Raw genomic sequence first — 12,682 nt, 5'->3', positions numbered from 1 at the left:
TATGAGATCATTAATAAAAATAGTTTTAACCATTATCGTAAGTATTTCGTTGTATGGTTGCCAAAAATATCTGGATGTTGTCCCGGATAATATAGCCACAATGGACGATGCTTATAAGGACAGGGTGAGTGCCCAAAGGGCATTAGCGACTTGTTATAATCAAATTCCCCGAAATGGAACACGTTATGATCCCGGCTTTGCCGCCGGTGATGATCTTTGGATTCACCAGTTTATTGATGGTGGTGCCCAAGAACGTTGGAGACAATACTACCGAGAATTGGCGATTAATGGAAATAATGTGACGAGGCCGTTGTATAGTTATTGGCATAATATTGAAGGTGGGTCTGCGCTATGGAAAGCTATTCGGGATTGTAATACATTTATTGCCAATGTACACAAAGCACGGGATCTGGACAGTTTCGAGCGAGAAAAATGGATTGCTGAGGTAAAGACGTTGAAAGCCTACTATCATTTCTATCTCATGCAACTATATGGACCCATTCCCATTGCAAGGGAAAATATACCGGCCACCGCTCCTTCAGAAGAATTAATGGTCTATAGGGAGCCCATAGATGAGGTCGTGGCGTACATCGTACAGTTATTGGACGAAGCCATACCAAATTTGGATTTGGAAGTGGATAATTCGGTGTCCGATGCAGGTCGTATCACCAGACCGGTTGCGGCAGCGATTAAGACCAAAGTATTGGTTACGGCAGCGAGTCCGTTTTTCAACGGTAATCAGGATTATGCAAATATGATCGACAAGCGTGGAATAGTGCTGTTTAATCCGGTCGAAGATCCCAATAAGTGGATATTAGCTGCTGAGGCGGCCCAAGAAGCTATTGATATTGCACATGAGGCCGGGATTAGATTATATCATCATCAGACGACTTTTAATGTCAGTAATGAGACACTCGGCGTCATACAGGTTGGGCAGATTATAGCTGATAAATTCAATGAGGAACGGATCTGGAGTTTATCCGATTTTAACAGCAGTAGCCCAAATCTCCAAGATCTTGGATTGGAATTGCGCACGATACCCCGACTGCACGCTGATCATCAAAATATAGTGTACCAGTGGTTTATACCCACACTGAAGATGGCCGAATTGTTTTATTCGAACAATGGGGTGCCGATAGAAGAGGATGTGGATTATGCCTATGACGATCGTATGACCTTGACGTTTGTTCCGGCAGATCAGGAAGCATATATGCAACCGGGCTACCGTACGATCGGTTTGCACCTGAACCGAGAGCCTCGGTTTTACGGTTCCTTGGGTGTCGATGGCGGTTGGTGGTTTGGTTTAGGAAGAACAGATGAGAATGCACAATGGCCTTTGAATCTCAGAGCCAAATCCATGACCGGAGGGATGATCGGTAACCAGCGTTATTCGACCACAGGTTATTATATCAAAAAGCTGTCGAATTATCGATCGGCCTATACAGGTAAGGATGCGTATGTCGGTATGCGTTTCGATTTCCCATTGTTTCGTCTGGCAGATTTGTATTTACTCCGTGCAGAGGCACTCAACGAAAGTTTGTCGTCACCTGACGCAAATGTATACCACTATATCGATCTTATTCGGCAACGGGCCGGTCTAAGTGGTGTTGTGGACTCTTGGACGCAGCACTCTAGGTTTCCACAAAAGCCAACTACAAAAGAAGGAATGAGGGAGATTATCCATCAGGAACGGAATATTGAACTAGCCTTTGAAGGGCAACGCTTTTGGGATCTGCGAAGGTGGAAGAAATCAATCCAGTATATGAACCAACCTGTTCGGGGGTGGAATATAGCAGGTGAAACACCGCAGGAATTTTATCAGGTAATTACACACAACCGCAGTCAGTATACATTACGGGATATATTGTGGCCAATTATGCAGGATGAGATGCTACGGAATACAAACCTGCTGCAGAATCCAGGATGGTAAATAGGAAAATAGAAATCATATAATACGATATAACGATGAAAAAAAATATATTATATCTGATCTTACTGCTCCTAGTTTGGGGATGTGGAGAAGATTATATCGGCCAGTATGCGATGGACGATGTTCCACCGGGACCAGTGTCGGGAGCTTCAGTGGAGAATATCCCGGGCGGAAGTGTTATCCACTATACCATACCGACTGATGAAGATTTTTCCTACGTCAAAGCGGTGTACACAATCAACGGTCAGACGAAAGAGCAAAAATCATCCGTCTTTAATCGGAAAATAACATTGGATGGCTTCGGAAAATCTCAAGCCCAGCAAATTGAACTCATCGCGTATGACAAGAGCGATAATGCCTCTACGCCTGTAACAGTCGATATCCAACCTTTAGACGCACCGGTATTTGATCTCATCGAAGGAGTGACCGTCATCGATGATTTTGGAGGTATACACATCGAATGGGAGAATCCACACGAATCGGAGGTGGTGTTGACTGTGATGACGACTACAGCGGAGTATGGCGTAGAAGAGTGGTCGGAAGCTGATCGATTTTACTCGGGTGCCGTAGAGGGAAGTGCGAATGTAAGGGGGTTCAGTCCTGAAGAGCGCATTTTCGGGTTATATTTTAGGGATCGCTGGGATAATTTGTCGGATACGCTGTATGTAAGTGCGACGCCGATGTTTGAAGAACAGTTGGACAAATCGAAGTTTACCCGTTGGAATCCACCGGGAATACCGTACAATGCTTATCAGGCCGGCGAGTGGGCGATAGAAAACCTGTGGAATGGTACAATTGCACCCGGATCAGGAGGATATGCCAGCTATACACACGACAATACCTTCAATATGGGGCAAGTGGCCAAGCTCAGTCGTTTCAAAATTAACAACAGGCTAGAGCCTAATTTGCTCTACAACTTTGCACATCCTAAGAAGTTTCAGTTATGGGGATCCATTTCTCCGAATGTAAATGAGAATTTTGGTACATGGATATTGTTGGGCGAGTTTGATTCGTTTAAACCCTCAGGCGAACCTTTAGGTGTCTTAACGGATGATGATCGAAATTATGGACATTACAATGGAGAAGAATGGAACTTTCCGCGGGGTCTTCCACCTGTACAATATATACGTTGGTATGTGCTCGATACATGGGGCGGATCCCAAAATACACAAGTGATGGAGATGACCTTTTGGGGAGAAGTTCAGGACTAAAATATAACAAGATATGAAAAATACTATTAAATATATTTTCAGGATTTCGTTGATCCTTCCGTTGTTTTTTTCTTGTGACAGGATGAATGACTTCCATGACGAATACCTGCAAAGAGGAGAAACAACCTACTTGTCCAGAATAAATGAAGTCAAGGTCTATCCGGGGAATAAAAGGGCAGAACTCGTGTTTGTGAATAATGATTCAAAGGCCAAGGCGATGACGGTGTATTGGCGATCAAGAACGGACTCTGTCGTATATACCATTCCGGACAATAGTGTCGGTCAAGAACTAAAAATACAATTGCCTGATCTTCCTGAAGACTTCCTGACATTTGAGCTGGTAACCACCACCGCAGACGGTAAGAACAAATCACTGGCTACTGAACTCTCCAGTAGGGTATACGGGGATAATTATCGGGAGAGTATAAATAATCGATTGGTCGATGTAGCTACATACGTCGAATCTTCCAATCAGCTTGATATCACCTGGAAAAGTGTTTTTGAGGGAGCGGTTAAGATTGAGCTTGAATATGACGGGGCAGACGGTGATACCCGCGTGATAGAACTTCCCATAGAAGAAAGATCTATAGTCTATCTCAACAGGTTCGATGGGAATCTAAAGTATAGAACAGGGTATGTTCCTGTTCAGAATGCGCTGGATACATTTTATACGGCGTACAGCGATTTGGAATTCTCTGAAGCCATAGAAGGGTTGGTATTTAATGGTACGACCAGCCAATATATGCTTATTCCTCATCATGCTGACTTTGATATCGCTGCCGGAGAGGCAATGACGGTGACATGTTGGGCGCGGACGCCCACTATTGCCGCGACGCAGCGGATTTTCGCAAAACGTTATACCGCTACCAACGCCCCTGGCTATGGAGAATATGGAAATACGGGTTATGGATTAGCATTTTTAGGAAGCACGGGAAATATTTATCCAGATTTGGTCTATCAGGGGGCTACTCAGGCCATAAATATGCCCTCTATTTCTGTAAATACATGGACGCATATCGCCGCAGTTTTTGATATAGTAAACAAACAAATGTTCGTGTATAAGGATGGCGTGCTTTTGGGTTCAAGAGCGCTCCCTGCTACGGTGTTGTCAACGACCAATATCGCTGATCTATCTGTCGGGGGGCATAAATCATCGTCGACAGGTGGTGTTGGACAGGCTTTCACTGGTGAGATAGCGCGATTGCGTTTCTATAAAAAGACGCTCAGTCCGGAAGAGATCATAGGGGATATGTTGTCCGTTCGGGTTACCGCGGAAACACCCGGGTTAGTAGCCGCCTATGATCTGAAAAAGGTACTGGGTAGTGGTACTAATCTGACGATTGAGGATATAAAAGGCAATCATCTGGCGGTATTGCATGGCTTTAGTAGACCGTAGAATAAATTGAAAAAAAAATTATACAGATGAAAACTATTTTATTGAACTTGCTATGTATGTTCGTCCTTTTGGATGCGACATCATGCGCGAAGAAAGCAGAAGAGCCGGATACAAACGGTGAAGGGAATGCGCTATCGGTTAATTTGATATTACCGAATGTGGCGGCATCGGGGGCGACTGTAAAAATACAGGGAAATGGGTTTGGCAGCAGTCCTGAAGGTGTACAGGTAAAATTTGGAGAGATCATGGGCGAAGTATTGGATCTATCTGATGGTGTTATTTCGGTGAAAGTTCCGGAGTTGGCTGAGGGGGCAAAGATCAATGTATCTGTCTTAGTAGGGGGGCATACCTCTAACATAAAGTCATTCCGTGTGCGAAAAATAGGAGAGCTTGTCGTAGCAGAAAAAGATACCTTAGAATGGACAGAAAATAAAAGTCCCAATATAGCGGCTATTAGAGCCGGTATACCTGCTTACAACGAACAGGTGGTGAAATATATCCGTAACGGGCACCAATTGTTAGAAGTAGAATTGAGTGAACCGGTTATTGTCGCTGTGGCAGATCGGGAATTGCCGTGGGGGTTTTTCAATTTTCCCAGTATACGACGCGCAGTGTCGGGTCAAATGTCTATCAGCTGGAGCATGAGTCACGACAATGCAGAGAGTTATGGACAGGCGACGACTGGTAATAATGCGGTATCCAGCGACGAAGGAGCAACATGGACACGTGCGGAAAGAGCTCCTACCGGCGGAGGGATAGTATTAAGTAACGGCGATCGTATTACGATAACAACCCCTACAGCCACTCCCTTAGCAGACCTTGAGCTTCCTGCACCTTTGGCCACCTTACAGGATGGGTCGAACTATGACCGCATTTTTCGAATTTACAACTACGATGAATTGCCTTTGCAGTTGCAAGGTACATACCAAGCCCGGATCAAGAAAGGGCAGACTTCCTGGGTTGCTGAACGCGGCACGTTGGTACATCCAAATTTAGCACGCTACGCGGATGGCAATCTTTTTCCAGTAGTATGGTGGGGTGATATGGAAGAATTGTCTGACGGAATATACAGAGGGACATACCCGACTTTCGAAACGAAACCAGGTGGAGGGATAGATGCATCCGGTGTAACGTTTTATAAATCGACAGATTTTGGCTTAACATGGACTAAGCAAGGGAACATTCCATACCAACCTGACCTGATGTTAGACCCTAACGGCAATAAGCGTAACGCATTTGGATGGACCGAGCCTGCATTTATCGCACTGCAGAATGGTACGTTTTTGTCGGTATTACGTACGCAAGATGGTTTTGGTGAAAGCCCGATGTATGTAAGCACCTCCACGAACAGGGGAATAAACTGGTCGAAACCGAAGGTATTTACAGGTGCGGGTGTATTGCCAAGACTTTTGGAACTGGATAATGGTATTGTCGCATTAGCCTCTGGCAGGCCGGGTGTACAGTTGCGTTTTATGCTGAATAATAATACCGACGACTGGTCTGAACCTTTCGAGATGCTACCATGGGTACCCAATGAAGTGTTTTCGTGTGGATACACGCAGTTTCTGAAAGTAGATGACAATAGCTTTTTGGTCGTGTATTCGGATTTCTGGCACCGGACGCCTGAAGGTGAAAGACGTAAAGCAATCAAAGTAAGGAAGGTAACGGTGAAACGTTTATGAAAAATATGAATAGGAAAAGTGTTTACGGATTGTTCTTTTTATTGGTGGGGTGTAGTACGCAACAAGCCGTTGTCAACGTACAGGATCATCGGATAGATTTTGACGGGGCATCGTTAAAGGAGGGGATCCCGGCGTACGGTAAAACTGAATATGTTTATCAGAAAGATGGAAAGAACCGTTTCAAAATAGATTTTGGAGAACCTATCGTGGTCGCTGTTGCGGATAAACCCTACAAATGGGGCTTCTTTCAGTTCCCCGGATTATATATGTCAGATCAAGGAGAAATTGTTGCCCGATGGAATATGGCACATGATGATGCCGAAAGCTATGGAAAAGGAGGACATGGATACGCCGTTTCAAAAGACAACGGCAAAACCTGGACGCAGGCGGATAAACCGCCAATAGGAGGGGGACTGGCCTTAAAGAATGGTGAATATATCAATATTCATACCCCACCGGCTATGCCTAGGAAAGACTTGCATCTACCCGAGCCTATCGCTACGGTTAAGGAAGCTTACGGACGTACATTTAGGTTTTGGAAAATGGAAGATCTACCTAAGGAACTGCAGGGTGTATACATACAGAGGCGAACAAAGGAGCGTAGTGAATGGATAGTAGAGCATAATGATATCAACGAACCGAATATGGTTCGGTATTCCGACAACGATTTACTGCCGATCGTGTGGTGGGGTGATATGAAGCTAGAGAAAGATGGTTCTATCGTCGCAGGCGTATATCCCGGCTTTACATTTGTAAACGGAACGGTACCGCCTTCGGACGTCGCTTTTTACCGATCGCAGGATGGCGGGAGAAGTTGGTCATTCATTGGGCGTATCCCTTATCACTATGATCCGATTAAAGATCCCAAAGGAGGACAGAGGCATGCATTGGGATGGACGGAGCCGGCTTTTGAGATCTTGCAGGATGGTTCGTATCTGTCCGTGATACGGACAACCGACGGTTTGGGTAATAGCCCGATGTATTATAGCCGATCAACTGACCAAGGGAAAAGTTGGAATAAACCTACTGCCTTTACCAAAGCCGGAGTCTTGCCCAAATTAAAACAATTGGATAATGGAGCCTTAGTGTTGGCCGCTGGCAGACCGGGTTTACAGATACGTGTCGCGTTGGATGAAGAAGGAGAGGAATGGTCCGATCCCTTTGAAATGTTGCCCTGGCTAGAAGGAGTGGATGGAAATACGCTAACTTGTGGCTATCCTGAGCTATTGCAGACAGGAAAAGATAAGTTTTTGCTGATTTATTCGGATTTTCAATATCAGACCTCCAACGGAGAGATCCGGAAAGCTATTAAAGTCCGTGAAATAACTGTTAAACCGTTGTAGATAATTATGAATAGACTTTTTGTTATAGGAATTTTAGTTCTACTGAACTATTGCTGTCTCTTTGCACAACAGGCCGGAACCATCAATTATAATGACGACAAGGATATAAAGCTGCTGTTTGACTATTATCATCATAACTTGCCCTCTACCAAGGTAGGAAATCATATCGTTACAGGGAGTTGGTTGGATTCGGATGGCCGGTATGGCTGGAATGATTTCGTGCATACCAATACACTCGATCATGCTTACACTATCCTTTCCAAAGAGTATTCGATTTCCATGGGCCGGTCTCCATATAGTGAGCAGCTTTTGAAAGGTTTTGATGGCGTGGTAATTTTTGCGGCAGATAACCCGGACTTAATAGCTGGCGCTAAAGTGATCAGCGATCAAGAAATTTCTGTGTTAGAAAAGTTCGTGGAGGAAGGAGGAAGTTTGATGCTGATGTTGAATGCGATGGTAGAGGATCGTTTTAGTGAATCTTTTGAAACCAACCAGGTTAAAAAGTTGCTGCGAAAGTTTGGTTTAGCATGGAACAATGACGATACCCATTATTCAGACAATGTCATACCGACAGGACATCCCTATTTCTATGATGTTCCGGTATTTCATTATGGCGCAGGATGTACCCTTAACATATTGCCGGAAGCTAAAAATCCAGAAGTTTTATTGGATGTCTACTCGGACAGTACGTACACGGATCGTTCTGTATCTGGGCCTGGTATCGTGTTGGTTCGCCCGGGTAAAGGAAAGGTAATACTGGTTGGTGATGCAGGATCTTGGACGGGAAATATATCCCGGCCGTGGGCGGACAACGGAAAGATATTGCAGCAGTTGTTTCGCTATATGAAGCCGGACAGGGATATCCGTCCAGCTGTCTATGAACGAGATAAACCGCTTCATTATGAAGTTACGGTGACGGGGCTACAAGCTGTTCCGGGTGCAAATTCGCTGTCCAAAATCGCTCATCCAAAATACCGGATGTTTTCGCCCAGACCGACCACCGACATGCCCTATTTCGAAGCTTCTGCGGATTTGAAAATAACCGCAGAGAGAGATACCGTTTTAAATGCTTTTCATACCGATATTGATGTGCAGGATTTCAGATGGTTTGATCAACCGACTTCGGATAGGAAAAAACAATCTATTTCCATGATGATTAGTAAGCAAGGTAAAGTTTCTGATGTCCATGCCGAAGGCTGGTATGCGCAATGGTTGTCGCCAGATTTGCCGATCATTTCAGCATTGTTGCCTGTTGATGGTTTGCAACCTGGTGACAGCTGGCAATCGCTAGAAAGTGTGCGTGTGCCAGCCTTACGTGCAACCGATTTACCCAGTGTGAAAACCGTCGATGTTGATATTCTTTATGCGAAAGACACCGTGCATATGGGAAAGTCATATCGCTATCTTGTGTCGTCGGGAGAGGCTTGGCTTTCGGATTGGGATATTAAAATAGAAGACCTCCTTCCAAAGGAGGAGACGCAGCGTGTAGGAGGATCTAATTATCATTATCTAAATGAACGAGGTGGCAAAATATTGTTCAAAAGAGAACAGTTTGTAGATAGGTTAACGGGCCATGTTGTGGAAGCACGCTTGCAAACAAGAATAATATCCTGGATACAGGACAAACGAAGGCCTACGGCTAAAAGTAATCTTGATAAGGACAATGAAGCCATCATTTCGTTGGCTACGATCACGACATTTAAACTGAAGCAATAAAAATACGATATCGAGCTTTTTTAATTGAAATATTGTATCGGTAATCTACATAAAAGTAGTAGAATTGAGGAGCGGTTTAGGCCTAAATTTGGTAATGTAATAATACTTATAATCAGCTCCCTTACAATTATGATTAGAAATATACAATTGAAATTAAGCAAATCATCGTCCAATAAAGAGGATACCATAAGTTGTAGTATGTATCTAAATCGGATAGCATTACTATTATTTTTTGTGTGTTCCAGTTTCCTGTCGTATGCACAAACAACGGTTACGGGGAAGGTAGTAGATCAGGATAAAAACCCGGTATCAAGTGTGACGATTACAGAGAAAGGAACCCAAAACGGAACATCTACCGGAAAAGATGGAACCTTTAGCTTAGCGGTAAACTCGAACCAAAGTATGTTGGTCATTAGCGCCATCGGAAAGAAAACCATCGAAGTGCCTGCATCTAGTGCTACACTTGCAGCTATCTCCCTTGAAAATGATGATACCAATATTGAGGAAGTATTGGTCGTAGGTTATGGTACGCAATCCAGAGAAACCTTAACAACAGCTATTTCCAAAATGGACGAAAAGGTGCTGGAGAATGTTTCTTTTGCCAATCCGGCATCAGCTTTACAGGGAACAGTATCGGGGGTTCGGGTTCAAAGCACCTCAGGGCAACCGGGTGCTGCACCACGGGTAATTATTCGAGGTGGTACATCCATTAACAATCCGAACGGTGCTAGTCCTTTGTATATCATCGATGGTGTTATCCGTTCCAACATGAACGATATTAATGCGGATGATATTGCTTCCATGCAAGTATTAAAAGATGCAGCCTCCACGTCCATTTATGGAGCTAGAGGATCAAACGGGGTTGTCATCATCACCACCAAATCTGGCGATGCGAACCGGACTAAAGTTGAATATTCGTATAATTTGACATCTTCTAACGTAGGCAAATTGTATGATGTGGCTTCTGCTAGAGATTATATTTATTACTCTCGAGTCGGTGCGCAGGTAGCGGAGCGTAAAGTGCCGGGCTCCATCAATCTGTTAACACAACCAAGTGGTTTTGGTACAGGTAATGACTTGACCAATAATACCGGTTTTACAACACAATATTTAACGGATGCAAATAAGCATAAATTGAATGAGGGATGGCAATCGATGGAGGATCCGACCGATCCCAGTAAAACGATTATCTTCCAAGAAACCAATTGGCAGGATGTCTTATTCCAAAATAGTTTATCCCATGATCACCACCTGGCGGTATCTGGCGGTACCGATCGGGCTACCGTAAATGCGAGCATTGGTTACATGAAGAGCGATGGTATCGCCATTACAACTTTCTACGACCGTATTTCAGCAAACCTGAATTCGGACTTAAAGGTTAACGATAAATTGACGGTGAATGGCAAGATGATGTACAGTTATTCGACCAATAATGTTGTTTATAGCGATTCGGAGCTATTCTTTAGAGCAGCTAACCTAGCGCCAACCGCCAAGTACACTTTTGAAGACGGTACGTTAGCTCCAGGACAAGCTCGGAACACCGGTAATCCGGTTTATTATTTGAATAAAAGAGACAATAAAGCGGCTACGGAGAATTTAACATTAGCACTTTCTGCAGATTGGAAGCCAATTGAAGGATTAACAGTTTCTCCCCAGGTTTCCCTGTACAAAGTAACGGGTGATAATTATGTGTTTACCCATGCTTACTTGAATGGCGTTGGTAATGTCAATACAACCCGACCGGCATCATCTGCCTACAATAAAAATATGCAGACCCAAGCGGATCTAATTGCTAATTATACAAAAAGCTATGGAAACCATACTTTCGACGCTATGGGAGGTTTCTCTTACTTCCAAAGATATATATATGGCTTTAATGCATCCGGACAAGGAGCAGCAACGGATTTGATCCCTACTTTGAACGCATCTTCTACACCTGTTTCCGTAAATGGAAATGAAACCATATTTGCTATGGTAGGGTATTTCTCTCGCTTAAACTATAATTATGCGCAAAAGTACTTGCTTTCCCTAACGGCAAGATATGATGGGGCATCTAACCTAGGTGCCAACTACCGTTGGGGTTTTTTTCCCGGAGTTTCCGTAGGATGGAATATGCATAAGGAAGATTTCTTTGCGAATGCACAACCTTACTTATCGACTTTAAAATTAAGGGCTAGTTACGGTGTGAATGGTAATATTTCGGGATTATCAGATTTCCACGCGCAGGGATCTTATGCTGTAGGGAGTCGTTATCTGGACGAATCTGCGGTACAGAATACCGTTTTGGCTAACCCTAACTTGAAGTGGGAACAATCCAAAACGTTAGATTTCGGGGTAGATTTAGGTTTTATGGATAATAGGTTCAACATCTTATTCGATTACTACAATAGAAGAACAGATGACCTAATCACAAACTTGACGTTACCTCCATCAACCGGATTTTCTAGCATTTCAACCAATTTGGGAAGTCTTCAAAATAAGGGTATTGAATTGGAATTGAATGCGGATGTCTTACCAAGAACTTCTGCATTAGGCTGGAATGTTGGTTTCAATATATCGACAACCAAAACCAAGATCTTAAAATTACCTGACAACGGCGTATTGAATAACCGTGTAGGTGGTGTGTATGTATGGGATAATGCTTCAAACGGTTATGCTTGGATGGGTGGATTGCAAGAGGGTGGCCGTATAGGGGACTTCTATGGTTGGCAACAAGATGGTATCTATCGTACCGATGCCGAAGCTGCAAATGCACCAATGGATTTAACCATGCCTTTTGCCGACAAGACCAAGTATGGAGGCGATGTAAACTACGCGGATTTAGATCGTAATGATACCTTGGATACACGAGATTTAGCCTATCTGGGAAACCCTTATCCAACGGTAACAGGAGGTTTCTCTACTTCCCTAACTTATAAAGGACTCTCTCTTTATGCGCGTATGGATTACACGAAAGGGCATACGATCTATAACTATGCGAAAATCTTCCGAAGTGGGCTGTGGGCTCCAAACTTAAATATTCCGCAGGAAATGATTGATAGGGGATGGAAGCAAGATGGAGATATGGCTGAGCGCCCGCAATATATACCTGGAACAGCGAATTACAGTTACTGGAGAGGGAGTGCTTATCACTTATCTTCCACCAACTCTGCGTTCTACGAGAAAGGGGATTTCCTGACCCTGCGTGAAGTGACCATTGCCTATCAAGTTCCTTCCGCATGGACTGAACGTTTTAAACTAAAAAATGTGCGTGTGAATGTGACAGGTAGCAATCTGTACTATTTCACAACATATACAGGTCTGAATCCAGAGGATGGAGGTACCGATCAAGGTCGTTATCCTATCCCTCGTAATTTCTCCGTTGGACTGAAAGCAGCATTTTAATGAATACATATAAAGCAAAC

General features: G+C 43.9%; 7 protein-coding genes. All 7 read left to right on the top strand.

Features of this window, described 5'->3' with window-relative positions; translation table 11 throughout:
- The first annotated feature begins 1 nt into the window (after position 1).
- A complete protein-coding gene (locus tag FXV77_RS12835) occupies positions 2 to 1,930 on the top strand; it encodes a RagB/SusD family nutrient uptake outer membrane protein (RefSeq protein WP_148919623.1) in 1,929 nt (642 codons plus the stop codon).
- Positions 1,931 to 1,965: 35 nt separating this feature from the next.
- Positions 1,966 to 3,141, top strand: coding sequence for a DUF5000 domain-containing lipoprotein (locus FXV77_RS12830; RefSeq protein WP_148919622.1), 1,176 nt, complete (start codon positions 1,966 to 1,968; stop codon positions 3,139 to 3,141).
- Positions 3,142 to 3,154: 13 nt separating this feature from the next.
- Positions 3,155 to 4,537 carry a DUF4998 domain-containing protein gene (locus tag FXV77_RS12825; protein ID WP_148919621.1) on the top strand — a complete coding sequence of 461 codons (1,383 nt, stop codon included), beginning with the start codon at positions 3,155 to 3,157 and terminating at the stop codon, positions 4,535 to 4,537.
- Between the two features lie 26 nt (positions 4,538 to 4,563).
- Positions 4,564 to 6,219: an IPT/TIG domain-containing protein gene (locus FXV77_RS12820; protein ID WP_148919620.1), complete on the top strand. Its 1,656-nt coding sequence runs from the start codon at positions 4,564 to 4,566 to the stop codon at positions 6,217 to 6,219.
- A 5-nt stretch (positions 6,220 to 6,224) separates the two neighbouring features.
- Complete coding sequence (locus FXV77_RS12815; protein ID WP_187444124.1) at positions 6,225 to 7,562, top strand: sialidase family protein; 1,338 nt, start codon at positions 6,225 to 6,227, stop codon at positions 7,560 to 7,562.
- Between the two features lie 6 nt (positions 7,563 to 7,568).
- Positions 7,569 to 9,278, top strand: coding sequence for a hypothetical protein (locus FXV77_RS12810; RefSeq protein WP_148919618.1), 1,710 nt, complete (start codon positions 7,569 to 7,571; stop codon positions 9,276 to 9,278).
- Positions 9,279 to 9,407: 129 nt separating this feature from the next.
- Entirely contained in the window at positions 9,408 to 12,662 is a 3,255-nt protein-coding gene (locus FXV77_RS12805; protein ID WP_222867789.1) for a SusC/RagA family TonB-linked outer membrane protein, read from the top strand.
- Positions 12,663 to 12,682 lie beyond the last annotated feature (20 nt).

This window comes from Sphingobacterium phlebotomi (assembly GCF_008180195.1).
Classification (GTDB): domain Bacteria; phylum Bacteroidota; class Bacteroidia; order Sphingobacteriales; family Sphingobacteriaceae; genus Sphingobacterium; species Sphingobacterium phlebotomi.
This window is presented reverse-complemented; position numbering and strand designations above follow the sequence as displayed.